Origin of the sequence: Hydrogenophaga sp. (assembly GCF_030656115.1) — a bacterium.
Classification (GTDB): Bacteria; Pseudomonadota; Gammaproteobacteria; order Burkholderiales; family Burkholderiaceae_C; genus Hydrogenophaga.
Window position 1 is genome coordinate 16,311 of sequence record NZ_JAUSOO010000028.1, and the last position, 24,494, is coordinate 40,804.

General features: G+C 68.5%; 21 protein-coding genes. 17 read left to right on the forward strand and 4 right to left on the reverse strand.

Annotation, left to right across the window (positions count from 1 at the left end):
• Nucleotides 1-127 precede the first annotated feature (127 nt).
• Complete coding sequence (locus Q7J58_RS02990; RefSeq protein WP_304823208.1) at nucleotides 128-919, reverse strand: enoyl-CoA hydratase; 792 nt, start codon at nucleotides 917-919, stop codon at nucleotides 128-130.
• A 146-nt stretch (nucleotides 920-1,065) separates the two neighbouring features.
• Here Q7J58_RS02990 and Q7J58_RS02995 point away from each other — a divergent pair, with 146 nt between their 5' ends.
• From Q7J58_RS02995 to Q7J58_RS03030, 8 genes are all read left to right on the forward strand, one after another.
• Complete coding sequence (locus Q7J58_RS02995; protein WP_304823212.1) at nucleotides 1,066-2,244, forward strand: acetyl-CoA C-acetyltransferase; 1,179 nt, start codon at nucleotides 1,066-1,068, stop codon at nucleotides 2,242-2,244.
• 94 nt (nucleotides 2,245-2,338) lie between these two features.
• Entirely contained in the window at nucleotides 2,339-3,184 is an 846-nt protein-coding gene (locus Q7J58_RS03000; protein ID WP_304823215.1) for an ABC transporter ATP-binding protein, read from the forward strand.
• Nucleotides 3,181-3,897 carry an ABC transporter ATP-binding protein gene (locus tag Q7J58_RS03005; protein WP_304823218.1) on the forward strand — a complete coding sequence of 239 codons (717 nt, stop codon included), beginning with the start codon at nucleotides 3,181-3,183 and terminating at the stop codon, nucleotides 3,895-3,897. The genes Q7J58_RS03000 and Q7J58_RS03005 overlap by 4 nt, the downstream gene beginning before the upstream one ends.
• 12 nt (nucleotides 3,898-3,909) lie before the next feature.
• A complete protein-coding gene (locus tag Q7J58_RS03010; RefSeq protein WP_304823220.1) occupies nucleotides 3,910-4,782 on the forward strand; it encodes a branched-chain amino acid ABC transporter permease in 873 nt (290 codons plus the stop codon).
• A 27-nt stretch (nucleotides 4,783-4,809) separates the two neighbouring features.
• Nucleotides 4,810-5,826 carry a branched-chain amino acid ABC transporter permease gene (locus Q7J58_RS03015; RefSeq protein ID WP_304823223.1) on the forward strand — a complete coding sequence of 339 codons (1,017 nt, stop codon included), beginning with the start codon at nucleotides 4,810-4,812 and terminating at the stop codon, nucleotides 5,824-5,826.
• Entirely contained in the window at nucleotides 5,823-6,623 is an 801-nt protein-coding gene (locus tag Q7J58_RS03020; protein ID WP_304823226.1) for an enoyl-CoA hydratase-related protein, read from the forward strand. Before Q7J58_RS03015 ends, Q7J58_RS03020 begins: the two co-directional genes overlap by 4 nt.
• A gap of 139 nt (nucleotides 6,624-6,762) precedes the next feature.
• Nucleotides 6,763-7,989, forward strand: a complete 1,227-nt coding sequence (locus Q7J58_RS03025) for an ABC transporter substrate-binding protein (protein ID WP_304823229.1) — start codon at nucleotides 6,763-6,765, stop codon at nucleotides 7,987-7,989.
• Nucleotides 7,990-8,076: 87 nt separating this feature from the next.
• The gene (locus tag Q7J58_RS03030) at nucleotides 8,077-9,714 is read left to right on the forward strand and encodes a 3-(methylthio)propionyl-CoA ligase (RefSeq protein ID WP_304823231.1); all 1,638 of its coding nucleotides are present in this window, start codon (nucleotides 8,077-8,079) and stop codon (nucleotides 9,712-9,714) included.
• Nucleotides 9,715-9,769: 55 nt separating this feature from the next.
• Here the strand turns inward: Q7J58_RS03030 and Q7J58_RS03035 are convergent, their stop codons facing one another.
• Entirely contained in the window at nucleotides 9,770-10,567 is a 798-nt protein-coding gene (locus Q7J58_RS03035; RefSeq protein ID WP_304823234.1) for an SDR family oxidoreductase, read from the reverse strand.
• Between the two features lie 130 nt (nucleotides 10,568-10,697).
• Here Q7J58_RS03035 and Q7J58_RS03040 point away from each other — a divergent pair, with 130 nt between their 5' ends.
• Complete coding sequence (locus tag Q7J58_RS03040) at nucleotides 10,698-13,394, forward strand: LuxR C-terminal-related transcriptional regulator (RefSeq protein ID WP_304823237.1); 2,697 nt, start codon at nucleotides 10,698-10,700, stop codon at nucleotides 13,392-13,394.
• A 27-nt stretch (nucleotides 13,395-13,421) separates the two neighbouring features.
• On the opposite strand, the gene Q7J58_RS03045 is transcribed toward Q7J58_RS03040, so the two are convergent.
• Entirely contained in the window at nucleotides 13,422-14,171 is a 750-nt protein-coding gene (locus Q7J58_RS03045; protein ID WP_304823240.1) for a tyrosine-protein phosphatase, read from the reverse strand.
• A gap of 168 nt (nucleotides 14,172-14,339) precedes the next feature.
• Between Q7J58_RS03045 and dctP the strand changes: the two genes are divergently transcribed.
• From dctP to Q7J58_RS03085, 8 genes are read left to right on the forward strand one after another with little or no spacing between them, the layout of a single operon-like run.
• Entirely contained in the window at nucleotides 14,340-15,425 is a 1,086-nt protein-coding gene (gene dctP, locus Q7J58_RS03050; protein WP_304823243.1) for a TRAP transporter substrate-binding protein DctP, read from the forward strand.
• A gap of 1 nt (nucleotide 15,426) precedes the next feature.
• Entirely contained in the window at nucleotides 15,427-16,737 is a 1,311-nt protein-coding gene (locus Q7J58_RS03055; protein ID WP_304823245.1) for a TRAP transporter large permease subunit, read from the forward strand.
• On the forward strand, nucleotides 16,734-17,288 hold the full coding sequence (locus Q7J58_RS03060) for a TRAP transporter small permease (RefSeq protein ID WP_304823248.1): 555 nt from the start codon (nucleotides 16,734-16,736) through the stop codon (nucleotides 17,286-17,288). Before Q7J58_RS03055 ends, Q7J58_RS03060 begins: the two co-directional genes overlap by 4 nt.
• A gap of 10 nt (nucleotides 17,289-17,298) precedes the next feature.
• Complete coding sequence (locus tag Q7J58_RS03065) at nucleotides 17,299-18,327, forward strand: phosphotransferase family protein (protein WP_304823251.1); 1,029 nt, start codon at nucleotides 17,299-17,301, stop codon at nucleotides 18,325-18,327.
• A 13-nt stretch (nucleotides 18,328-18,340) separates the two neighbouring features.
• Nucleotides 18,341-19,588 (forward strand): acyl-CoA dehydrogenase family protein, encoded by a 1,248-nt coding sequence (locus Q7J58_RS03070; protein WP_304823254.1) that lies wholly within the window; start codon nucleotides 18,341-18,343, stop codon nucleotides 19,586-19,588.
• Between the two features lie 10 nt (nucleotides 19,589-19,598).
• Entirely contained in the window at nucleotides 19,599-20,441 is an 843-nt protein-coding gene (locus tag Q7J58_RS03075; RefSeq protein WP_304823257.1) for an enoyl-CoA hydratase-related protein, read from the forward strand.
• Nucleotides 20,438-21,454, forward strand: coding sequence for a nitronate monooxygenase family protein (locus tag Q7J58_RS03080; RefSeq protein ID WP_304823260.1), 1,017 nt, complete (start codon nucleotides 20,438-20,440; stop codon nucleotides 21,452-21,454). Before Q7J58_RS03075 ends, Q7J58_RS03080 begins: the two co-directional genes overlap by 4 nt.
• Nucleotides 21,444-23,063, forward strand: a complete 1,620-nt coding sequence (locus tag Q7J58_RS03085) for a class I adenylate-forming enzyme family protein (RefSeq protein ID WP_304823263.1) — start codon at nucleotides 21,444-21,446, stop codon at nucleotides 23,061-23,063. The genes Q7J58_RS03080 and Q7J58_RS03085 overlap by 11 nt, the downstream gene beginning before the upstream one ends.
• Before the next feature lie 92 nt (nucleotides 23,064-23,155).
• Here the strand turns inward: Q7J58_RS03085 and Q7J58_RS03090 are convergent, their stop codons facing one another.
• Complete coding sequence (locus Q7J58_RS03090) at nucleotides 23,156-24,304, reverse strand: diguanylate cyclase (protein WP_304823265.1); 1,149 nt, start codon at nucleotides 24,302-24,304, stop codon at nucleotides 23,156-23,158.
• Nucleotides 24,305-24,494 lie beyond the last annotated feature (190 nt).

A 24,494-nucleotide genomic window follows, 5' to 3' on the forward strand; every position in this document is an offset into this window, starting at 1 on the left:
TTCAGCGCAAATCGAGTGCATGCGCCTCTCTGGCAACGGGCGGCTTCCCGGCAATGAGCCCGTGTCGGGATAAATCCGCTCCGGGTCGTCAGCAGTCAGACAGATGAGCCAATGCGGCGGCCCGGCGTTAGCCTTGCCCCGCCTGCCCCCGCCCCCGCCCCCGCCCCCGTTCCTGCACCGCTGCCCGCCGCCTCTCCAGTGCCTCCGGTGTCTGCGCGGCCGCCCATTCCTTCGACCGCTGCGCTTCCAGCACCATTGCCTCACCCAGCGGCAGGCCGAACCCTTCGTCGATCAAGCGTTTGTAGGCGCGCAGCATGCCGGGCTCGGCACTGGCCATGTCGGCGGCCAGGGCGAGGGCGGCGGGCAGCAGTTCGTCGGGGCTGAGCACGCGGTTGGCGATGCCCCAGCGTTCGGCGGTGGCGGCGTTGATGAAGTTGCCGCTGAAGGCCATTTCTTTGGCGCGGGGCAGGCCGATCAGGCGGCTGAGTTTTTGTGACAAGCCCCAGCCCGGGATTACGCCGATGCGGGCGTGCGTGTCGGCAAAGCGCGCGCTGGTGGAGGCCAGCAGCACGTCGCAGGCCAGCGCCAGTTCAAAGCCGCCGGTGACGGCCGCGCCGTTGACGGCGGCGATCAGCGGTTTGCTGAAGGCGGTGATGGCGCGCACCGGGTCGTTGGCGCCGCCCAGGGTGGGCACGCCCTCGGTGCCGAGTTCGCGCAGGTCCAGCCCGGCGCAGAAGGCTTTGCCCGCGCCGGTGAGCACCACGGCGCGCACCGTGTCGTCGCGGTCCAGCGCCTGCAGCGCCGCCACCAACTCGGCGCGCAAGGCGGCGCTGAGCGCGTTGAGTGCGTGGGGGCGGTGCAGCGTGAGCACGGCGCAACCGGGTTGGGGGCGGCTCTGGAGCAGGGGCGATTCGGTCATGGTGGGGGCCTTTCAAAACGGGTGGGTTCAGTGTGCGCGTTACCGGGCTTTTGAAAATCGTCTGTTCCGACGAAGCCCCTGCCGCAGGCGCCCCACAGAATGGCCGCAACCCTTTCACCTTCCACCCAATCCACGAAGCGTCTCTTATGTCTGAAGCCTATATTGTCTGTGCCGTCCGTACCGCAGGGGGGCGCCGAGGTGGCCGCCTGGCTGGCTGGCACCCTGTTGAACTCGCCGCCCAGGTGCTCAATGCGCTGGTGGACCGCACCGGGGTCGACCCGGCGCTGGTCGAAGACGTGATCATGGGCTGCGTGAGCCAGGTGGGCGAGCAGTCCACCAACGTGGCGCGCAACGCGGTGATGGCCTCCCGGCTGCCCGATTCGGTGCCCGGCACCTCGCTGGACCGCCAGTGCGGCTCCTCGCAGCAGGCGGTGCACTTTGCGGCGCAGGCGGTCATGTCGGGCACCATGGACGTGGTGATTGCGGCGGGCGTGGAGTCGATGACGCGCGTGCCCATGTTCAGTCCCTCGTCGCTGGCGCAGAAGGCGGGCATGGGCTTTTACCAAAGCCCGGCGATCGACCGCCGCTACAACGGGGTGGCGTTCAGCCAGTTCGTGGGCGCCGAGATGATGGCGAGCAAATACGGCCTGAGCCGCGAAGACCTGGACCGCTTCGCCTTGCTGAGCCACCAGCGCGCCATCGCCGCCACACGGGCCGGCGCGTTTGACGCCGAAATCCTGCCGCTGCCGGTGCGCGATGCCCAGGGCCTGGACACGGCCGAGATCCACAGGACGGACGAAGGCATCCGCTACGAGGCCACGTTCGAGTCCATCCAGGGCGTGAAGCTGCTGCAAGAAGGCGGCGTGATCAGCGCGGCCAACGCCAGCCAGATTTGCGACGGGGCCACCGGCGTGATGGTGGTGAACGAACGCGGTCTGAAAGCGCTGGGTGTGCAGCCGCTGGCGCGCATCCACCACATGACGGTGATGGGCCACGACCCGGTGATCATGCTGGAGGCACCGATTCCCGCCACCGAGCGCGCGCTGAAGAAGGCGGGCATGCACATCGGCGACATCGACCTGTACGAGGTGAACGAGGCCTTTGCCTCGGTGCCGCTGGCGTGGCTGAAGGCGCTGGGCGCCGATGCCGACCGCCTCAATGTGAACGGTGGCGCGATCGCGCTGGGCCACCCGCTGGGCGGTTCGGGCACCAAGCTCATGACCACGCTGGTGCACGCACTGGGCGCGCGCGGCCAGCGCTATGGCCTGCAAACCATGTGCGAGGGCGGCGGCATGGCCAACGTCACCGTCATCGAACGGCTGTAAACCGGCTCCGCCGCTGGCGCACGGCGCCAACAGACCCCGACAACCGCTTGAACAACCGCTTGAACAACCCCTTGAACAACCCAGGGATCGAAGCATGACCCATGACAACGATCACGGCGACCCGAAAACCCGTCCCCTGCTGCAGGTGCAGGGTGTCACCGTGCGCTTTGGCGGCATCGTCGCGCTCGACGGGGTGTCGTTCGACATCCACCGTGGCGAAATCTGCGCCCTGATCGGGCCCAACGGCGCGGGCAAGAGCACGCTGTTCAACTGCCTCTCGCGCCTGTACGACTGCAACGCCGGCAGCATTGCGTTCAACGGCCAGACCATTTCTCGCCTGCCGCGCCACCGCATGGCCGGTATCGGCATGGGCCGCACGTTTCAAAACCTGGCGCTGTTCCACTCCATGACGGTGCGCGACAACGTGCGCGTGGGCTGCCACAGCAAGCACCACGCGGGCATGCTGCGCAACGCTTTTCGGCTCCCGGGGGCGGCGCGCATCGAGGCCGAGGCGCAGGCCCGCGCCGAGACGCTGCTGGACTTTCTGCAGCTCTCGGCGGTGGCCGAGCGCACCGTGGCCGACCTGCCGTTTGGCACGCAAAAGCGCGTGGAGCTGGCGCGCGCCCTGGCTTGCGAGCCGCAGCTGCTGCTGCTCGACGAACCGGCCTGCGGCCTCAACCACGAAGAGCTGGAAGGCCTGGGCCAGCTGATCTGCGAGATCCGCGACCGCCTGGGCGTGACCGTGCTGCTGGTGGAGCACCACATGGGCCTGGTGATGAAGATTTCCGACCGGGTGGTGGCGCTGAATTTCGGCAAAAAGATCGCACAGGGCACCCCGGCCGAGGTGCGCGCCCACCCCGAGGTGATCCGCGCCTACCTGGGTGCGGACGAAGCCGAAGAAGCACAAGCACAAGCACAAGCACAAGAGGCACTGCCATGACCCATTTGCTCGAAGTGCGCGGCCTGCACGCCCGCTACGGTGCCACCCAGGTGCTGCAGGGCCTGGACCTGGATGTGGCCGAAGGCCAGGTGACCGCGCTGCTGGGCGCCAACGGCGCCGGCAAGACCACCACGCTGCGCGCCCTGTGCCGCTTCATGGTGCAGGCCAGCGGCTCGGTGACGCTGGCCGGCGAACGCATCGACGGCCGCTCCACCGAACAGATTGCCCAGCTCGGCGTGGGCCATGTGCCCGACGGGCGCGGCACCTTCATGGGCCTGAGCACCGAAGAAAACCTGCACCTGGGCGCGTATTCGCGGCGCACGCGCAGCGGCGTGGCCGACGACATGGAGCGCATCTACGGCTACTTTCCCCGGCTGCGCGAGCGCGCCACGCAGCAGGCCGGCACGCTGTCGGGCGGCGAGCAGCAGATGCTGGCGATTGGCCGCGCGCTCATGGGCCGCCCGCGCCTGTTGCTGCTGGACGAGCCTTCCTTTGGCCTGGCGCCGCTGATCGTGAAAGACATTTTTTCGATCATGAAGCGCATCAACCGGGAAGAAAAGGTGTCGATCCTGCTGGTGGAGCAAAACGCCAAACTCGCGCTCGACCTGGCCGACACCGCCTACCTGCTGGAGACCGGGCGCGTGGTGCTCAGCGGCCCCTCGGCCGACATGCGCCGCAACGACGCGGTGCGCCGCGCCTACCTCGGTGAATAAGAGACCACGCCCATGAACGAATTTCTGCACCAACTGCTGGCCGGCCTGGCCACCGGCGGCATCTACGCCAGCGTGGCGCTCGCGCTGGTGATGATTTACCAGGCCACGCACCACATCAATTTTGCCCAGGGCGAAATGGCGATGTTTTCCACCTTCATCGCCTGGTCGCTGATCCAGGCCGGCTTCCCGTACTGGGGCGCCTTCGCCATCACGGTGGTGCTGTCGTTCGTGCTGGCCGCGGTGATCGAGTTCGCGGTCATCCGGCCCATGCACAACGCGCCGGTGCTCTCGGTGGTGGTGGTCTTCATCGGCCTGCTGGTGATCTTTCACAGCCTGGCGGGCTTTTTGTTTGGCTACACCATCAAGCCGTTTCCCAGCCCGTTCCCGGCCGACGCCTGGTACGGCGGCAGCCTGATGTCGGCGCACGAGGTGGGCGCCATCGTGGTGGCGCTGGGCATGGTGTCGCTGCTGTTCGTGTTTCTGCGGTTCACGCCGCTGGGCCTGGCCATGCGCGCTGCGGCGCAAAACGCGGCCTCGTCGCGGCTGGTGGGCATCAACGTGGGGCGCATGCTCATGCTGGGCTGGGGCCTGGCCGGCGCCATCGGGGCGGTGGCCGGCATGATGGTTGCGCCGGTGGTGTTTCTGGACCCGAACATGATGACCGGCGTGCTGCTCTACGCCTTTGCCGGCGCCCTCATTGGCGGCATCGACAACCCCATTGGCGCCGTGCTCGGCGGCTTCATCGTCGGTGTGCTGGAGAACCTGCTGGGCACCTACGTGGTGGGCACGGAACTCAAGCTGTCCGTGGCGCTGGTGCTGATCATCGTTGTGCTCATCGTGAAACCGTCCGGTCTGCTGGGCAAGACCATCGTCACCCGGGTTTGAACCATGCCATCCAGCCACTCGTCTCCCATGCCCAACGTTGCCCACGCGCTGTCGGCGCGCACGCCCAAGGCCCCGTCCATCCCCACGTCGCGCGGCCGCTGGCCCTGGGTCGTGCTGCTGGTGCTGCTGCTGGCCGCACTCACCGGGGTGCTCAAGGGCTACCAGCTGTTCCAGGGCACCATGGTGCTGTGTTACGCCATTGCGCTGCTGGGCCTGAACATGCTCACCGGTTACAACGGCCAGATTTCGCTGGGCCACGGCGCGTTCTTCGCGCTGGGCGCCTACGCCGCCGCCATTGCCATGGAGCACGGCGGCCTGCCGTACTGGCTGGCGGTGCCCGCAGCCGGGGTGGCTTGCCTGGTGGTGGGCTACCTCTTTGGCCGGCCCGCGCTCAAGCTCGAAGGCCTGTACCTGGCGCTGGCCACCTTCGCGCTGGCCGTGGCCATGCCGCAGCTGCTGAAATACAAACACCTGGAGGCCTGGACCGGTGGCGTGGGCGGCATCGTGCTCATGAAGCCCGACGCACCGTTTGGCCTGCCGCTGTCGCAAGACCAGTGGCTGTTCCTGTACGCGCTGGCGGTCACGGTGGTGATGTTCGTGATCGGGCACAACCTGCTCTCCAGCGGCAGTGGCCGGGCCATGCGCGCCATCCGCGACCACGCCATGGCCGCCGAGGCCATGGGGGTGGACAACCCGCACTACAAGTCCATGACCTTCGGCATCTCGGCCGCGTTCACCGGTGTGGGCGGTGCGCTGTCGGCGATTGCGGTGCAGTTTGTGTCGCCCGACTCGTTCACCCTGTTTCTCTCCATCTCGCTGCTGGTGGGCGTGGTGGTGGGCGGCCTGGGCACGCTGTGGGGTGCGGTCTTCGGCGCGCTGTTCATCATGTTCGTGCCCAGTTTTGCCGAGAGCATTTCCAAGGCCGCGCCGTGGGCGGTGTATGGCGTGGTGCTGATCGCCATCATGTTCGCCATGCCCGGTGGTGTGGTGGGCTTGCTGCGCAGCACCGCCGCACGCTGGCAGCGGCGCAGGGCGGCGCCATGAGCGCCGAGCCGGTGCTGCTGCGCGAGCGCCACGGCGCGGTGGCGCTGCTGCGGCTGAACCTGCCCGCGCGGCTGAACCCGCTCACCCTGCCGTTGCAGCAGGCGCTGCGCGACGCCCTGGCCGAACTGCGCGAAGACCGCACGGTGCGCGCGCTGCTGCTCACCGGCAGCGGCAAGGCCTTTTGTGTCGGGGCCGATCTGGCGTCCATGTCGCCGCCCGAACACGGCAGCCTGGGCCAGCAGACGGCCGACACCATGCACGCCCTGTCGAACCGCCTGATTGAAGACCTGCGCAGCCTGCCGTTTCCGGTGCTCAGTGCCGTCAACGGCGCCTGCGCGGGCGCCGGTGTGGGCCTGGCGCTGGCGGGCGACGTGGTGCTGGCCGCGCGTTCGGCCTACTTTTACCTGCCTTTCATGCCGCGGCTGGGTATCGTGCCCGACCTGGGCACCACCTGGTTTCTGGAGCGCAGCGTGGGCCGTGCGCGGGCGGTGGCCCTGTCGCTGCTGGGCGAGCGCCTGGGGGCCGAGCAGGCCGCGCAGTGGGGTCTGGTGTGGCGGTGTGTGGACGACGCCGATCTGCCAGCGCAGGCCCTCGCGCTGGCGCAGCGGCTGGCCGCCTTGCCGGCCCACGCGGCGCCCGAGGTTCGCGTGGTCTTTGAGCAGGCCGGGCGGCAAACGCTGCCCGAGCAGCTGCGCAGCGAAGCCGAACGCCAGCGCGAGCTGATCGACCGGCCCGCCTTTGCCGAGGGCGTGCGGGCGTTTCTGGGCAAGCGCGAGCCGGTGTTTGCGCCGCGCTGACGGCGCCCGGCCAATATCGTCAGTTCCGACGATGCCCCGGGTGGAGGGCCTTCATACGATGGAACCCGAGCCGAAGCCACTGCCGTGAACACAAACGCAGGGCACGGCTCGTTTGGCCACCCCCCTTATGGAGACTCTCATGCCCCAGACTCACAACGCCGGCTTGCGCCGGTCCCTCCAGCTCGGTGCCGGCCTCGTGCTGGCCGCGTTGCTGCCTTTCTCGGTCCACGCGCAGAAGCAGTACGACCCGGGCGCCAGCGACAAAGAGATCAAGCTCGGCAACCTGGTGCCGTATTCCGGCCCGGCCTCGGCCTACGGCACCATCGGCAAGGCCATGACGGCCTACTTCGAGAAGGTCAACGCCGACGGCGGTGTCAACGGTCGGCGCATCCACTTCATCACCGCCGACGACGCCTACAACCCGGCCAAATCGGTTGAGCAGACGCGCAAGCTGGTCGAGCAGGATGAGGTGCTGGCCATGGTCGGCTCGCTGGGCACCTCGCACGGCATCGCGGTGCAGCGCTACATGAACGCCAAGAAGGTGCCGCAGCTGTTTGTGGCCACCGGTGCCACCCGCTTTGGCGACCCCAAGGCCTTCCCCTGGACCATGGGCTGGCAGCCCACCTACCAGGCCGAGGGCAAGGTCTACGCGCAGCACATTCTGCAAAACAACCCCGGCGCCAGGATCGCCGTGCTGATGCAGAACGACGACTTCGGCAAAGACTTCCACAAAGGCTTCATGGACGCGCTGGGTGACAAGGCCAAGACCATGGTCGTCTCGTTCCAGACCTACGAAGTGACCGACCCCACCATCGACAGCCAGATGGTGTCGTTCAAGGCCTCGGGTGCCGACACCTTCTTCAACATCTCCACGCCCAAGTTCGCGGCGCAGGCCATCCGCAAGGCGGCCGAGATCGGCTGGAAGCCCACGCACTACGTTTCCAGCGTGTCGCAGTCGATGAACTCGGTGCTCAAGCCCGCCGGCTTCGAGAACGCGGTGGGCATCATCACCTCGACCTACCTGCTGGGTGCCGACGACCCGGCCGGCAAGGGCAACAAGGCGGTGGACGAGTACCTCGCGGTGATGAAACAGTACTACCCCGCAGGCGACCCGTACGACACGCTCAACGTGATCGGCTACGTCACCGCGGCCACCATCGTGCAAACGCTCAAGCAGGCCGGTGACAACCTGACCCGCGAGAACGTGATGAAGCAGGCCGCCAACCTGAACTTCACGCCGCCCATGCTGTACCCCGGCATCGACATCAAGACCTCGCCCACGGACTACTATCCGATCGAGAAGAAGACGCTGCAGCGTTTCAACGGCAAAACCTACGAGGCGTTTGGCCCCATCTTTGGCGGCTGAAACCCCCACACACACCCGCACGGCGGCTCTGGGGGACCCACCAGAACGGCTTGTGCGGGTGATCCGTTTGATTTCTGGAGACACCCCATGCATGGCCTGATGCAAGACCGCCCGCTGCTGATTTCCTCGCTCATCGAGCACGCAGCCACCTTCCACCCCCACACCGACATCGTCTCGCGCCTGCCCGAAGGCACGGTGCACCGCACCAACTGGCACGGCGTGTGCCTGCGCTCGCGCCAGGTGGCCAACGCGCTGCAGGGCCTGGGCATTCAGCAGGGCGAGCGCGTGGGCACGCTGGCCTGGAACTCGTACCGCCACCTCGCGCTGTACTACGGCGTCTCGGGCAGCGGCGCGGTGCTGCACACCGTGAACCCGCGCCTGTTCCCGGAGCAGATCGACTACATCGTCAACCACGCCGAAGACCGCGTGCTATTTTTCGACATCACGTTTGCGCCGCTGGTGGAGCAGCTCGCGCCCCGGCTCAAGTCGGTGCAGGCCTTCATCGCCATGACCGACCGCGCCCACATGCCGGCCATCAACGTGCCCAACCTGCTGTGTTTTGACGAGCTGCTGGACGCGCAGAGCACCGACTACACCTGGCCCGAGTTCGACGAGAAAAGCGCGTCGTCGCTGTGCTACACCTCGGGCACCACCGGCAACCCCAAGGGCGTGCTGTATTCGCACCGCTCCACGCTGCTGCACACGCTGATGGAGCTGGCGCCCGACACCTTCGGCATCAGCTCGGCCGAGACGCTGATGCTGATCGTGCCCATGTTCCATGCCAACGCCTGGGGCGCGCCCTACGCGGCGGCCATGGTGGGCGCCAAGCTGGTGCTGCCCGGCCCGCACCTGGACGGCGAGAGCGTCTACAACCTCATGCGCGACGAAAAAGTGACCTTCTCGCAGGGCGTGCCCACGGTCTGGATGATGCTGTTCCAGCACCTGGACAAGCACCCGCAGCTCGACCCGCGCTCGCTGGGCGTCAAGCGCATCGGCATTGGCGGGGCGGCCGTGTCGCGCGCCGTGCTGGAGCGCTTTGAGAACCAGTTCGGCGCCGAGGTGGTGCAGGGCTGGGGCATGACCGAAACCAGCCCGATCGGCGTCATCAGCAAGCTGCTGCCCAAGCACGCCGGGATGGACCCGGAGAAGCTGGTCAAGGTCAAGCTCAAGCAGGGCCGGGGCGTGTGGGGCGTGGACCTGAAGATCGTGGACGCCGACGGCCGGGCGCTGCCCTGGGACGGCGTGGCCTTTGGCAACCTGTATGTGCGCGGCCCGTGGATCGCCAGCGGTTATTACCAGGGCGAGGGCGGCTTGGTGCTGGACGAAGAAGGGTTCTTCCCCACCGGCGACGTGGCCACCATCGACCCCGATGGGTATTTGCAACTGGTGGACCGCGCCAAAGACGTGATCAAGTCCGGCGGCGAGTGGATCTCGTCGATCGATGTGGAAAACGCCGCCGCTTCACACCCGGGTGTGGCCGAGTCGGCGGTGATCGGGGTGTCGCACCCCAAGTGGCAAGAGCGCCCGCTGCTGCTCGTGGTGCGCCGGCCGGGTGCCAGCGTCCAGCCCCAGGAGCTGATCGACCACCTGGGCGCGCGCATCGCCAAGTGGTGGCTGCCCGACGAGGTGCTGTTCGTCGATGCCTTGCCCCACACCGCCACCGGCAAGTTGCTCAAGACGAAATTGCGTGAGCAGTACCGCGACCACAGGTTGCCCACGGCCTGAGCACGTGGGCCCGGGTGGTTGGCGCTCAGAGGCTGAGCGAAAGACGCGCAGCCTCTCAGATGCCCACCACCGCCGAAGCCCCGCCATCCACCGGCAGCAGCACGCCGGTGATGTGCTTGCCCGCGTCGGAAGCCAGCAACAACACCGCACCCTTCAAACCCTCGTCGTCGCCGATGCGGCGCAGCGGCACGTTCGCCACGATGGGCGCCAGCACGCTGGGCGCCAGCATGTGCTGCGCCATCTTGCTCGGGAACACGCCCGGCAGAATCGCATTGACCGTGATGCCGTGCGGCCCCCATTCGCAGGCCAGGGCACGCGTGAGGCTGGCCACCGCACCCTTGCTCGCGTGGTAGGCCGCGGCCTGCATGGAATGCGCGGTGCCGCCCAGCGCCGCCACCGACGCGATGTTGACGATGCGGCCCTGGCCGCGCGGCAACATGCTGCGCCGAACCACCTCGCGCGTGAGCAAGAACACACTGCGCGCGTTCAGGTCCATCACCTTGTCCCAGGCGTCCATCGGGTGCTCGGCAGCCGGGGCACCCCAGGTGGCCCCGGCGTTGTTCACCAGAATGTCGATGTGGCCCAGCGTGGCCAGTGCGTGCTCCACCAGCGCCATCACCTGCGCATCGTCGCGCCCGTCGGCGGCGAACACGTCCACCGTGTGGCCGGCGGCGCGCAGCTCGGCGGCGGCTTCGGCCAGCTCGGGCGCCTTGCGCGAACTGATCAGCAGGCGCGCACCGGCTTCGCCCAGCGCGTGCGCCAGCTGCAGGCCCAGGCCGCGCGAGCCGCCGGTGATGAGCGCGCTGCGCCCGCGCAGGTTGTGAAGTTGTTGAACGGTGCGGTGCGTGCCCATGGCGTCTCCTGTGAGGGGGTCAAAACGCCAGCCTACGGCCAGGCGCGGCGCGGCACCATCGTCGTTTTGGACGAAAGGCGCTCGCAGCCGACCGCGTGAACCCTGTCTGAGTACCCATTGAACATGGCCCATGAACCCGCTTGAAACCCCCACGACCCTGCCCCGGCTGGAGCCGGGCAGCATCGAACGCACGCGGCTGCTGGCGCGCCTGGCCGAGGCGCGCCACAAGACCTGTGTGCTGATCCTCGGCCCGGCCGGCTGCGGCAAGACCACGCTGGCGCTGCAGTGGCGCGCGCAGGCGCTGGGCTTTGGCCACGAGGTCGCCTGGATGACGGTGATGCCCGGCGACGACACGCAGGCCCTGCTGGACGCGCTGTTCACCGCCCTCGACCGGGTCGACCCGGACATCGCGCGCGAAGCGCGCTTCATCTACAACCGCGACGGCGAGCTGCGTTCGCCCGACCCGATCGCCATTGCCGTGCTGCGCAGCCTGATGCAGCGCCCGCGCCCGCTGGTGCTGCTGATCGACGACTACCAGAACATCGGCGACGCGCGTGCCCACGCGCTGCTGCAGATCTGGCTCGACGTGGCGCCCGCCAACTTCCACCTGGTGCTGGTGTCGCGCAGCGTGCCCCCGCTGTCGCTCTCGCGCCTGCGCGACCGCGACGCCGTGATGCAGCTGGACTTTGCCGACCTGCGCTTTGCGCTGGACGAGGTGCGCGCCTTTGTGCGCAGCCGCCACCCCGACCACCCCGAGCGCGATGCGCGGCGCCTGCACGACATCACCGACGGCTGGATCGCCGGGCTGCAACTGGTGTCGCTGGACATCCGGCGCCAGCCCGATCGGCTGGGCCGCGCCGCGCCGGTGCAAAACCCGCACGACTTCACCGCCTACTTCAACCGCGAGGTGCTCTCGCAACTCGACCTGCCCGAACTCGACGCCATGACGCGGCTGGCGGCGGCGCGCGGTTTCAATCAGGCCCTGGTGGACGGTTTGCTCGGCGACGCCATGGGCCCGGCGCTGCTGGAGCGCATGCGCCGCGAGCACCTGTTTCTGATGCCGCTGGACGGCATGGAGCGCGAGGGCTGGTTCCGCTTCCACCCGCTGTTTCGCGACCTGCTGTTTGAGCGCTTCGAGCGCTGGCCCGAGGCCGAGCGCCGCCGCACCCACGCCACGCTGAGCCAGTGGTTTGGCCGGCGCAAGCGCCTGCGCGAAGCGGTGCACCACGCGGTGGCCGGCGGCGACCTGGCGCAGGCCGCCGACTGGCTCGACCGCTGGGCGCGCGAGCTGTTCCTCAACGGCGAGCTGCAGCGCCTGGTGCGCGCGGTGGCCGAGCTGCCGCGCGCCGTGTTGCGCGAGCGCGGTTCGCTGCTGCTGTGGCTGGGCTGGGCGCAGCTGTGCTACCGCCAGTTCCCGGCCTGCCACGAAAGCCTGGCCGCGCTGCGTGCGCAGATGCGCCCGCACGACACCGAAGCGCAGGCCCACTGGTGCCTGCTGGCGTTTTCACTGGCGCTGCAGGAAGACGACATTCCCACCGCCCAGGCCCTGCTGCCCGCCCTGCAGACCCTGCGCCAGGGCGGGGACGCGGTGCTCACGGGCGGGCGGCGCAACCTGCTGGGCTGGCTCTGCATCCACCTGGGCGACTTTGAGCAGGCGCACGCCGTGCTGCAAGGCCCGGTGCCCAGCCGCGAAGACGGCTCGGCGCTGCTGGATTCGCCCTTTGGTGCGCTCATGAGCCAGGCCCTGCACGGCTTCGCGCATTTGCACGCCTGCGACATGCGGCGCGCCGAACCGGCCCTGCGCGACGCGCTGGCCGAGGCCGAGCGCGCGCTCGGCCCCTACTGCGAACCCGCCTGCAACGCGGCCGCGTTCCTCAGCGCGGTGCTCTACGAAACGAACGACTTCCCCGGACTGCACCAGCTGCTGGAGCCGCGCTTTGACGCCATTGAGCGCGTGGCGCTGCCCGACGCGGTGATCACCGCCGCCGTGGTGCGCAGCCGGTTGCGCCGGCTGGAAGGCAACCCGATGGAGGCGCTCGAAGGCCTGGAGCGGCTGGAAGACCTGGCCCAGCGGCGCGGTGTGGACCGGGCGCTGGGTTTCGCGCTGATCGAGCGCGTGCGCACCCAGCTGCACATGGGCGACGCGGCCGCGGCCCACCACACCCTGCACGCGCTGCAGGCGCTGGCGCGGCGGCACGCGGGCGATCCGCGCGCCACGAGCGTGCGCATTGTGGGGCTGTCGGCGCTGGCCACGGCCCAGGTGTTGGCGGCCGGGCACGACGACCGGGGCGCACTGGCCGCGCTGGAGCCGCTGTGCGGGCCGGACGACCCGAGCATGCTGCGGCGCGACCGCAGCAGCGCGCACGGCCTGCGTGCCCTGCTGTGGGCGCGGGTGGGCCAGCGCGACCAGGCCATGGCCTTGCTCGCGCAGTTGCTGCCACAAGCGCAGCGCCAGGGCCTGGTGCGCAGCCTGCTGGACCTGGGCGACGACTTCATGGCGCTGGTGCAGCAAGCGCTGCGCGAGACGCCCCACCCAGACCCCATGCTGGTCTTTTATGTGGAGCAGTTGCAGGCGCAGGCCGGGCTGCACCGGCCGCAGGCGCCGCGCCCGGCGGTGCCGCTCAAGGACGTGCTGAGCGAGCGCGAGCAGGAGATCCTGCGCGCCCTGGCCCATGCGATGTCGAACAAACGCATTGCGCAGGCGCTGGGCGTGTCGCCCGAGACGGTGAAGTGGCACCTGAAAAACGTCTACGGCAAGCTCGGCGTGACCGGCCGCGACGAGGCGGTGGCGCGGGCGCGCGACCTGGGCCTGGTGGGCTCGGTGTGAGATCGTTCAAGCTTCGCCGCCGGGGCTTCAGGCTTCCAGCAAGCGGGCACACAGGCGATCGCGTTCCTGCGGCCCCAGGCCCATGGGGCCTTCCAGGTAACGCGCCAGGCCACCGAAATCGGTGTCGATGGTGTCGAGCGCGGCGTTCAGAAACGCGGGCTGCACCTGCCACAGCACGTCCATCACATGCGCCGGGCCGTGCGCCTGCACCAGCGGGCTGCGCCGGTAGAGCTGGTTGGTGAGCAGGTAGTCGGCCATCACCGCCTCGCGCGGCACGCCCAGCGCGCCCAGCAGCAAGGCGGCGGCGAAACCGGTGCGGTCTTTGCCGGCGGTGCAGTGGAACACCAGCGGCGTGGGGTGCGCCAGCAGGTGCTGGAAAAAACGCGCGTAGGTGGGCGCGGCGGCGTGGGCAAAGGCGCGGTAGGTGCGGCACATCAGCGCCACCGTTTCGGCCTCGGTGGGCACCTGGCCGCGCGCGAGCAGGGCCTGCACCTGCACCACCACAGTGGGTTCGATGGCCAGCGACACGGCGGTGGCGCCGGGCAGGGCAGAGGGCAGGGCGCTGCGTTCGGCCACGCCCCGAAAGTCGATGCTGTGCGTGATGCCCAGCGGCTGCAAGGTGCGGTGGTCGTCGGCGCTCAGGGCGCCGAGGTGGTCGGAGCGAAACACCTGGCCGGTGCGCACGCGCCGCCCGTCCAGGCCAGTGAGGCCGCCGAGGTCGCGGAAGTTGGACGCGCCGCTGAGCGCGGGCCGTGGTGCAGGGGTGGTGGTGGACATGGGTGGGCATTGTCTGCGCTGCGTGGGCGCTTGCGGGTGGGTGGCCGGGAATACCCTAGCCACCCGATTCGGGGGGGCCGTGGCGGGGCGGGCGTGCCGGACCATGGCGGTGCGTTCGGGGCTCACCGAACCCGGCGCACACGAACCCTCAAAAGACAGGAGACAGACATGTTCAACCGCACCGCGCGCCGCACCCTTGTGGCTTCCCTCGCCCTGAGCGCCCTTGGCGCCGCCGTGGCCGCCGACCTCACCATCTCGGCCGGCATTCCCAAGGCCCACTTCTGGGTCGGCCAGCACATGGACCCGTTTGCCAACGCCATTGAGGCCAGCACCGCCACCAAGTTCAAGCGCTTCTACGCGGGCGAACTGGTGGCCGTGGGCCGCGAACTCGACGCGCTCAAGGGCGGCACCATCGACGTGGCCGCGCCGCTGCTCGCGCCCTACCACGAAGGCCGTTTTGCGCTGTCGGACGTGACCCAGCTGCCCACCTACAACACCAGCGCGGTGTCGGTCACCCGGGCGTTCCAGAAGCTGATGGATTCGCCGGCCAAGATCAAGGGCGACAAGTCGTTCTACCAGTACGAAATTGCCGACAAGGGCATTCGCGCCTGGCCGCTGGGCGCCACCGCCCCCTACGCCATTTCCACCACCGGCAAGGTGCTGCAGTCGCCGGCCGACCTCAAGGGCCTGCCGCTGCGCGCCGGCTCGGCCATGCACACCATCGTGCTGCAGCAGCTGGGCGCCACGCCGGTCACCATGCCGGCCTCGCAGGCCTACGAAGCGCTGTCGCGCGGCACGGTCAACGGCCTGGTGCTGTCGGTGGGCGACTGGAAGTCGTATTCCTTCCAGGACCTGATCAAGTACACCGTGACCGGCGTGTCCATTGGCCACTGGGAAAGTTACCTTGCCACCACCGAAGACCTGTGGAACAAGCTGCCGGCCAGCGAGCGCCAGACCTGGGACCGCATCGCGCGCGAAACCGCCATGAAGAACGCGGAAGGCATCGACAGGCAAGACGTGGAGGTGCGCGACACCTCCGAGAAAAAAGGCGGCAAGTTCGTGGCCATCACCGCGCTGCCGGCCGACATGCAGGCCCACATCGCCAAGGCCTCGGCCAACACCTGGATCCAGTGGATCGAGCAGACCGAGAAGAAGGGCCACCCGGCCAAGGCCACGGCCCGGCTGTGGGCTTCGCTGGTGCAGGCCGAAGGTGGCAAGGTGCCCGACGGCGTGGCCGAGTACCTGGCGAAGTGACATGTCTCAATCCCTGATCCTGTGGGCCGTTGGCGCCTGGTTCACGATCTTTTTGCTGCTGGGCCAAAACGTTTCCACCGTGCTGCTGGGTTCGGGCGTGGTCGGTGTGGCGCTCTGGATCGGCCCACGCGTGTTCGACGGCATCATCGGCCCCGACATTTTTTATACCGCGTCGATCTACTCGCTCTCCATCATCCCGCTGTACCTGGTGATGGCGCAGCTGCTGTTGCGCGGCGGCGTGATCGTGGACCTGTTCCGCGTGGCGCACCGGCTCTCGGGCTACAAGCGCTTCCCGCTGGGCGTGGCGACCATCCTCACCGGGGGGCTGCTGGGCGCGGTGTGTGGTTCGGGCTCGGCCAGTGCGGCGGCGCTGGCCACGCTGGCCGGCCCGGAGCTGGAGCGGGTGGGCTACACGCGCCGTTTCGCGGTGGGCCTGGCGGCGGTGTCGGGCTCGCTGTCGGCGGTGATTCCGCCGAGCCTGATCGTCATCATCTACGGCTCCATCACCATGGTGCCCATTGGCCATCTGTTCATCGGCCTGGTCGGGCCGGGCCTGCTGTGCATGGTGGTCTATGTGGTGTGCATCCGTTGCTTTGCCGAGGTCAAGCCCGGTGCGGTGGACGGCGTGAAACTCGACGAGCACGAAGACCCGCGCCTGTTTCGCCGCAGCCTCCACGCCTTTGCGTTCGTGTTGCTGCTGATGGCGGTGGTGTTTGGCGGTATCTACGGCGGCATCATCACCGTGGCCGAGGCCGGCGCCATCGGGGCCTTCACCGCGCTGGTGGGCATGGTGGCCATGCGCCGGGTGACGCTCAAGGACATCGCGATCTCCATGAGCGATTCGGCCAAGGTCACCGGCATGCTGATGATGCTGGTGATTGGCGCGCAGATCATGGCGCGCTTCCTGGCCTTCTCGCGCGTGCCGCGCGAGCTGGTGGCGCTGCTCGAACCCATTCTGGACCAGCCCTACCTGCTGCTGGCCCTGCTCATGGGCCTCTTCTTCCTGGCCGGGATGATCCTGGAATCGGCCGCGGTGATCGTGCTGCTGGTGCCCATGCTGTTGCCGCTGCTGCAGGCCGCGCAGATCGACCTGCTGTGGTTCGGCGTGATGGCCTCTTTCATGATCGCCCTGGGTTTGCTCACACCGCCGGTGGGGCTCTCTGTGTATGCGGCGGCGAGCGCCGCGCGCTTTCCCGTGGCCGAGGTGTTCCGCCCGGCCACGCTCTTTGCCGTGGCGGCGGGTGTGATCGTCACCACCGCCATGCTGGTTTTCCCCGGCCTGGTCACCTGGCTGCCCAGCCACATCCCATGAACGAGCACCCCATGAACTTCTACAAAACCCTGGGCCGCATCGAGGGCGGCATGGCCTCCGTCGGGGCCGGTGTGTGCCTGCTGGCCATGATCGTCATCACCGTCATCAGCGTGGTGGGTCGCTATGTGCTGCAGCAAGACATCTTGCCCGGCGCCTACAACCTGATCGAGCGCGTGGCCTTCCCGCTGATCGTTTTCTGGGCCGTGCCCATGGCGCACCGCGAAGCCACCTTTCCGCGCTTTGACACGGTGGTGCTGGCCTTGCCGCCGCGCCTGCGCCGCGCGGTGCAGGTGTTCGTGGGGCTGGTGGAACTGGCGGTGTACGCGGTGGTGATGTGGTACGTGTTGCGCTTCACCTGGAAAGGCATTCTGGACGACCGCACCATGCAGATCGGCGCCGACTTCTGGCCCATCTGGCCGGTGCTGGTGATGATGCCGCTGGCCTTCTTGTTGATGATGCTGGAGATGCTGCGCCTGGTCTGGTGCGGCCTGCGTGGCGAGCGCGGCGATCCGCCTTCATCGGGCAGCGACAACGTGTCGGCCGCATTCTGAGGCGCAACCCATGACCGTGAACACGCCCGAATTTGCCCCGCGTCTGGATCCTTTTCTGCGCGCGCAGCTGCCATCGCTGACCGGACCCATGCGCCTGCAGGCCATTGGCGGCGGCCAGTCCAACCCGACGTTTTTTGTGGACTTTGACAACCGCCGCCTGGTGTTGCGCAAGAAGCCCGAGGGCGATGTGCTGCCCTCGGCGCACGCGGTGGACCGCGAGTACCGCGTGATGCGGGCGCTGGCCCGCACCGCGCTGCCGGTGCCGCCCACCGTGCTGTACCACGCAGGGAGCGAGGTGGTCGGCACCCCTTTCTATGTGATGGACCGGGTGGAAGGCCGCGTGTTTGCCGACAACGCGTTGCCGGGCCTGGCGCCCACCGAGCGCCGCGCCATCTACCTCGCCATGGCCGAGACCCTGGCGCAGCTGCACCGGGTGGACTGGCGCGCCGCCGGTCTGGCCGACTTCGGCCGGGAAGGGCCGTTCTTCCAGCGCCAGCTGCGCCGCTGGACGCAGCAGTGGGCGCTCTCCAAAACGCGCGAGAACCCGGCCATCGACCAGCTCATCGCCTGGCTGGGCGCGCACATGCCCGACGACGACACCACCACGCTCGCGCACGGCGACTTCAAGCTCAACAACCTGATGTTCCACCCCACCGAGCCGCGCGTGGTGGCGGTGCTCGACTGGGAGCTGTCAACCCTGGGCCACCCGCTGGCCGACGTGGCCTTCAACACCGTGCCCTGGCGCACGCTGCCCACCGAGTTCGGCGGCATCCGCGGGCTGGACCTGCAAGCCCTGGGCATTCCCAGCGAGCAGGAGTACCTGGCGCACTACCAGTGCGCCATCGGCGGTGGCGCCTTGCCCGCGCCGTTTCACTGGGCCTTTGCGTTCATGCGCTGGGCCGTCATTTTTGAAGGCATCGCGGCGCGCGCCCAGCGCGGCAACGCCGTGGCCGACAACGCGGCCGAGGTCGGCGCGCTCAGCGTGGCCATGGCGCAGCGCGGCCTTGAGGCCCTTCACACCCCCGCCTTTCCCTCTTGATCAGGAGCACCCCTTGGACTTTCAGTTTTCCGAAGACAACCTGCAGATGCAGCGCACGATGCGCCAGTTCATGGACCGGCATGTGTTGCCGCAGAACCGCGAGTGGCAGCGTCTGGTGGACAGCGGCGTGTACCCCTCGGCGGTGATCGAGCCGCTCAAGGCGCTGGCCAAGGAAGCCGGCCTGTGGAACCTGTTCCTGCCCGGCTTGCGCGAGGGCGAGCCCGGCACCCGCCTGACCAACATGGAATACGCGCCGCTGGCCGAGATCATGGGCCGCATTCCCTGGGCGGCGGAGGTGTTCAACTGCAACGCGCCCGACACCGGCAACATGGAAATGCTGCACCTGTTCGCCACGCCCGAGCAGCACGAGCGCTGGCTCCAGCCGCTGCTGGCCGGCGAAATGCGTTCGTGTTTTTCGATGACCGAGCCCGATGTGGCCTCGTCCGACGCGACCAACATCCAGACCACGATCCGCCGCGAAGGCGGCGAGTACGTGATCAACGGCCGCAAGTGGTTCAGCACCGGTGCCCTGCACCCGCTGTGCCGCTTCACCATCGTGATGGGCGTGTCCGACGAGAGCCCCGATGCCAGCCCGCACAGCCGGCATTCCATGGTCATCGTGCCGCTGGGCACGCCCGGTTTCACCATCGTGCGCAACGTGGCCATCATGCACCACCACACCCCCGAAGGTCACTGCGAGGTCACGTTTGAGAACGTGCGCGTGCCGGTCTCGAACCTGTTGGGCCAGGAAGGGGCGGGCTTTGCGCTGGCGCAGGCCCGCCTGGGTCCGGGCCGGGTGCACCACTGCATGCGCTCCATTGGCCAGTGCGAGCTGGCGATGGAGCTGATGTGCGAACGCGCCCTCACGCGCAAGGCGTTTGGCAAGCACCTGAGCGATTTTGCCAACGTGCAGGACTGGATCGCCCACTCGCGGGTGGAGATCGACCAGGCCCGCCTGTTGGTGCTGCGCGCGGCGTGGCTGATGGACACGCAGGGCAACAAGGCCGCGCGCATCGACGTGTCCGCCATCAAGCTGGTGGCGGCGCTGTTGCAGACCCGTGTGCTCGACCGCGCCATGCAGGTGTTCGGCGCCATGGGCATCACACCCGACACGCCGCTGTCGTACCTGTGGACCTGGGGCCGCGCCATGCGCTTCTTTGACGGCCCGGACGAGGTGCACCTGCGCGCCATCGCGCGCCACGAGCTGGGCCGGGCGCGCGAGCACCTGGGCTCGACCGCCGCTTACTACAACGCCCCCTGAGGAGCACCCCATGACCTACCCCGACCGCAGCAGCGACCCGAGCGCGAGCGTGTTGTGCTGGCGCGAAGGCGCGGTGGCGCAACTGCGCTTCAACCGCCCCACCGCGCTCAACGCCATCGACGTGGCCATGGCGCAGGGCTTTCACGCCGCGTGCCAGGCCATCGCCGCCGACCCCTGGGTGCGCGCGGTGCACATTTCGGCCGAAGGCCCCGCCTTCATGGCCGGCGGCGACCTGTTGGCCATGCGCCATGACCCGGTGCCGGTGGCACGCGAACTCATCGCCGGCATGCACGGCGGCCTGCTGTTGCTGGCCGCGCTGCGCGCACCGGTGGTGGCCAGCGTGCAGGGCGCGGTGTTCGGCGGCGGGCTGGGCCTGGTGTTGGGTTGCGACCTGGTGGTGGCGGCCGAGGGCACGCGCTTCGGCATGGCCTACCCGCTGATCGGCGCCAGCAGCGACTGCTCAACCTCCTGGGGCCTGGTGCAGGTGCTGGGGCTGCGCAAGGCGATGGAGGTGGCGCTGCTGGCCGATGTGGTGGACGCCGCCGAGGCGCTGCGCCTGGGGCTGGTGAACCGCGTGGTGCCACCCGCAGCGCTGCACGCCGAGGGCGAGCGGCTGGCGCAGCGCCTGGCCGCCGGCCCGACGCAGGCCCTGGGTCAGCTCAAGCGCCTGCTGCGCGCCGCCGGGCAGAACGACCTGCCCACCCACCTCGACGCCGAGGCGGCGGCCTTCCTCGCCTGCGCCCAGACCGCCGACTTCACCGAAGGCGTGGGCGCTTTCCTGGCCAAACGCCAACCGATCTTCACCGGTGCCGAACGCGCACCGCTGCCCCCAACCCAGACCGAGAAACCATGAAAACCCGAATCACCGAACTGCTGGGCATCCGCTACCCCATCATCCAGGGCGGCATGCAATGGGTGGGCACCGCCGACCTGGCCGCCGCCGTGTCCAACGCTGGCGGCCTGGGCGTGCTCACCGCGCTCACGCAACCCACGCCCGAGGCGCTCGCGCGCGAGATTGACCGATGCCGCAGCATGACCGACCAGCCCTTCGGCGTGAACCTGACCATCCTGCCCTCGGTCAAGCCGCCGCCGTACGCCGAGTACCTCGACGTGGTGATCGAGCACGGCGTGAAGATGATCGAAACCGCGGGCAACAGCCCCAAGGACTTCATCGAAAAGCTCAAGCGCCACGGCGTGCGCATCGTGCACAAATGCACCAGCGTGCGCCACGCGCTCTCGGCCGAGCGCAACGGGGTGGACGCGGTGAGCATCGACGGCTTTGAATGCGCCGGCCACCCGGGCGAGGACGATGTGCCGGGCCTGGTGCTGATTCCGCTGGCCACGCGCGCGCTGCGCATCCCGGTGGTGGCCTCGGGCGGCATCGCCGACGGGCGCGGCATGGCCGCCGCCCTGGCGCTGGGCGCCGAGGGCGTGAACATGGGCACGCGCTTTTGCGCCACGGTGGAGGCGCCCATTCACGAGCAGATCAAGCAGGCGCTGGTGCGCGCCAGCGAGCGCGACACGCAGCTCATTTTCCGCAGCCTGCACAACACCGGGCGCGTGCTGAAAAACGCGGTCTCCGACGAGGTGGTGGCGACCGAGCGGCGCCCCGGTGGCTGTGTGTTCGCCGACATCCAGCCGCTGGTGGCCGGTGCGCGCGGGCGCGCGGCGCTGCTCAGCGGCGAGGTCGATGCCGGGCTGGTCTGGGCCGGCCAGGTGGTGGGCCTGATCGACGACATTCCCACCTGCGACGCGCTGCTGCAGCGCATGGTGGCGCAGTGCCGCGAGAGCCTGGGGCGTGCCGCCGCCTGGGCCGCGGCCGATGGGGCGCACGCGCACGAAAGCCAGGTGCCGCATGCCCACTGACGCCACCACCGGCATGGCGACCCGCCTGGAGCGCCACGGCCCAGACCGCGTGGTGCGCTGCTTCACCCAGCGCCCCGCCCATGTGAACCAGATGTGGCGCGAGGCCGCGCGCTGGCGCCCCGAGGCCGAAGCGCTGGTGTGCGGCGAGCGCCGCCTGAGCTGGGCCATGTTGGAAGACCAGGTGTTGCGCACCGCCGCCGGTTTGCAGGCGCTGGGTGTGGCGCCCGGCGACCGCGTGGCCCTGCTGCTGGGCAACAGCGTTGAGTTTGTGATCGCCTCGTTCGCAGTGCAGGCCGCGGGCGCGGTGCTGGTGCCGCTGAGCACCCGCGACCAGACGCCGGGGCTGGCCTACTGCCTGCAACACTGCGGTGCTTCGGTGCTGATCTCCGATGCCGCGCTGCAAGACCGCTGGCCCGCGCCGAGCGAGACACCGGCCCTGAAACACCGCGTGCGGGTGGGCGTGCCGCCGGAGCACGCGGGGTCGTTTCAGCGCCTGGTGCAACACGCCCCGCTGGCCGACTGTGTGGCGGTGGACGAAGACGGCGTGGCCGTGATCCTGTACACCTCGGGCACCACCGGTTTCCCCAAGGGCGCGATGCTCACGCACCTGAACATCGTCCACTCGGTGCTGCACTACGCACAGGCGCTGTCGCTGCCGCGCGGTGTGCGCGGCGCGGCGGTGGTGCCGCTGAGCCATGTCACCGGTCTGGTGGGCTTGATGATGGTCACCCTGGGCCTGGGCGGTACGCTGCTGGTGCAGCCGGCCTTCAAGGCGGCGGATTTCCTGCGCTTTGCGGCGCGCGAGCGCATGGGCTTTACCGTGATGGTGCCGGCCATGTACAAGCTGTGCCTGCTGCAAGACGACTTCGCGGCGCACGACCTGTCGGCCTGGCAGGTGGGCGGCTTTGGCGGTGCGCCCATGCCACCGGCCACCATCGACCAGCTGGCGCAGCAACTGCCGGCGCTGCGCCTGTCCAACTGCTACGGGGCCACCGAAACCGCCTCGCCCGCCACCATCATGCCGGCGCACCTCACGCGCGCGCACCTCGACAGCGTGGGGCTGGCGCTGCCCTGCGCCGAGGTGGCGGTGATGGACGAGCAGGGCGTGGAACTGCCGCGCGGCGGGGTGGGCGAGTTGTGGCTCAAGGGGCCGATGGTGGTGCAGGGCTACTGGAACAACCCGCAGGCCACGGCCGACAACTTCATCGGCGGCTTCTGGCGCAGCGGCGACGTGGGCAGCATGGACGCGGCGGGCTTCGTGCGCGTGCTCGACCGGCACAAGGACATGCTCAACCGCGGCGGCTACAAGATCTTCAGCGTCGAGGTGGAAAACGTGCTGTGCCAGCACCCCGACGTGCTCGAAGCCGCCGTGGTGGCCAAGCGCTGCCCGGTGCTGGGCGAGCGGGTGCACGTGTTCGTGGCCGCGCGCGAAGGCCGCACGCTGGACGCCGAGGATCTGCGCACCTTCTGTGCCGCGCGCCTGTCCGATTACAAGGTGCCCGAGAGCTACAGCCTGGGCCGCGAGCCGCTGCCGCGCAACGCCAACGGCAAGCTGATGAAGCGCGTGCTGCGCGAACGGCTGTTATCGGAAAACCACCCGCTGGCCTGAACCCCAAGGAAATGCCCATGGGCGGCGCAGCCCGCGCTGGGGTGCCTCGTGTTGGAACGCCAGTGCAGATCGCACCGGGCCCACGCCATGCGCTACACGTCCGAGAGCACCGAGCGGTTGCGTCCCGATTTTTTGGCGGCGTACAGCGCGGCATCGGCCTGCGCGACCAAGCCCAGGCCGTCCTGCATGTCGGTGGGCTGGCAACTCGCGGCACCCACGCTCACCGTGACCACAGGGGCTGCGTCCGACGCGCGGTGGGGAATGGCCTGGGCTGCAACCGCTGCCACCACGCGTTCTGCCACGGCCAGGGTTCCAGCGGCATCGGTGTCTGGCAAGATCACCACCAACTCTTCCCCGCCATAACGGGCGACCAGATCGGTTTCGCGCAACAAGGCCCCTTGCACCGCTTGGGCCACCGTTTGCAGGCAGGTATCGCCAGCTTGGTGGCCGTAGCTGTCGTTGTACCGCTTGAAAAAATCAACGTCGATCATGAGCAGGCCCAAAGGCTGCTGGCGGCGCAACGCGCTGGCCCAGGCTTCTTTCAGCCGGACATCGAAGTACTGTCGGTTGGCAATCTTCAACAGGCCATCGATGCGGGAGTAAGCCTCCAGCTGAACGTAGGCCTGTTGCAGTCTTTCATTGGCTGTTTCCAGCTGCACCGTGCGTTGCGCCACGCGCGCTTCGAGGGCCTGATTGGCTTGCACCAGCGCCATGTTCTGCTGCGAAAGCAAGCGGTACAGGTTGGCGATCAGCTTCAGAACCGCTTGCATGCCGTTGTCAAGCGCCTGGTCCTCCTGCTCAAAAGCTTCAGCCGGCCCCGCGCCGTTGTGGATCAGCTGGATCTGGCGCGCCAGCGATTGATCGATCCCCAGGATGTGCAGACCCAACCACGAGGTCAGAAAATTCACCAGGCTTTCCCCCGGTTGGGGCATGGTGTGTCTGCGTTCCCACATCGCCTGCAGTTGCTCGACGAAGTGTTCATGGGCCAGGTGGTGCATGTTCGCGTGCCGACTGTCCACGCCTTCTGTACGCATCAGGCTTTCTTCGTCTTGAAAGTGGTAGCGCGTGTAGTCCAGGATGCGTGCGAAGGTGTCGCTCAGCACCGCGTCCTGTTCCTGGTCCGTTCGGGTCGAAAACAGCGAGTTGTTGAACTCGTTGAACAGATCCACCAGTTTGTGGTGTTGTTCGTCCACCTCAGGCAGTCCGGTGACAAAGTTCTGGTCCCAAACAAACGCATCCATGGCACAACTCTCAAGGGTTGGTGGTATATAAGCAACAAACCATTCTATAGAACGGCGCAGCCACCGCCTGAAGGCACCGGCTGCGGTTGTGGTCGTCCCCACCGGTCGAGATGAAGGCCAGATTTCCGGTAGCCAGCCCCAGGTTGGCTGCACAAACCTGGGGCGTCTTGGGGAGGGGTGCCGTGACCCG

Excerpts from the sequence above, each read along its gene's own strand:
- Q7J58_RS03055 (WP_304823245.1), top strand. The coding sequence starts at position 15,427 with ATGTCTCAATCCCTGATCCTGTGGGCCGTTGGCGCCTGGTTCACGATC.
- Q7J58_RS03005 (WP_304823218.1), top strand. The coding sequence starts at position 3,181 with ATGACCCATTTGCTCGAAGTGCGCGGCCTGCACGCCCGCTACGGTGCC.
- Q7J58_RS03060 (WP_304823248.1), top strand. The coding sequence starts at position 16,734 with ATGAACGAGCACCCCATGAACTTCTACAAAACCCTGGGCCGCATCGAG.
- Q7J58_RS03040 (WP_304823237.1), top strand. The coding sequence starts at position 10,698 with ATGAACCCGCTTGAAACCCCCACGACCCTGCCCCGGCTGGAGCCGGGC.
- Q7J58_RS03090 (WP_304823265.1), bottom strand. The coding sequence starts at position 24,304 with ATGGATGCGTTTGTTTGGGACCAGAACTTTGTCACCGGACTGCCTGAG.
- Q7J58_RS03075 (WP_304823257.1), top strand. The coding sequence starts at position 19,599 with ATGACCTACCCCGACCGCAGCAGCGACCCGAGCGCGAGCGTGTTGTGC.
- Q7J58_RS03080 (WP_304823260.1), top strand. The coding sequence starts at position 20,438 with ATGAAAACCCGAATCACCGAACTGCTGGGCATCCGCTACCCCATCATC.
- Q7J58_RS03000 (WP_304823215.1), top strand. The coding sequence starts at position 2,339 with ATGACCCATGACAACGATCACGGCGACCCGAAAACCCGTCCCCTGCTG.
- dctP (WP_304823243.1), top strand. The coding sequence starts at position 14,340 with ATGTTCAACCGCACCGCGCGCCGCACCCTTGTGGCTTCCCTCGCCCTG.
- Q7J58_RS03045 (WP_304823240.1), bottom strand. The coding sequence starts at position 14,171 with ATGTCCACCACCACCCCTGCACCACGGCCCGCGCTCAGCGGCGCGTCC.
- Q7J58_RS03020 (WP_304823226.1), top strand. The coding sequence starts at position 5,823 with ATGAGCGCCGAGCCGGTGCTGCTGCGCGAGCGCCACGGCGCGGTGGCG.
- Q7J58_RS03085 (WP_304823263.1), top strand. The coding sequence starts at position 21,444 with ATGCCCACTGACGCCACCACCGGCATGGCGACCCGCCTGGAGCGCCAC.
- Q7J58_RS03015 (WP_304823223.1), top strand. The coding sequence starts at position 4,810 with ATGCCCAACGTTGCCCACGCGCTGTCGGCGCGCACGCCCAAGGCCCCG.
- Q7J58_RS03035 (WP_304823234.1), bottom strand. The coding sequence starts at position 10,567 with ATGGGCACGCACCGCACCGTTCAACAACTTCACAACCTGCGCGGGCGC.
- Q7J58_RS02995 (WP_304823212.1), top strand. The coding sequence starts at position 1,066 with ATGTCTGAAGCCTATATTGTCTGTGCCGTCCGTACCGCAGGGGGGCGC.
- Q7J58_RS03065 (WP_304823251.1), top strand. The coding sequence starts at position 17,299 with ATGACCGTGAACACGCCCGAATTTGCCCCGCGTCTGGATCCTTTTCTG.
- Q7J58_RS02990 (WP_304823208.1), bottom strand. The coding sequence starts at position 919 with ATGACCGAATCGCCCCTGCTCCAGAGCCGCCCCCAACCCGGTTGCGCC.
- Q7J58_RS03030 (WP_304823231.1), top strand. The coding sequence starts at position 8,077 with ATGCATGGCCTGATGCAAGACCGCCCGCTGCTGATTTCCTCGCTCATC.
- Q7J58_RS03025 (WP_304823229.1), top strand. The coding sequence starts at position 6,763 with ATGCCCCAGACTCACAACGCCGGCTTGCGCCGGTCCCTCCAGCTCGGT.
- Q7J58_RS03010 (WP_304823220.1), top strand. The coding sequence starts at position 3,910 with ATGAACGAATTTCTGCACCAACTGCTGGCCGGCCTGGCCACCGGCGGC.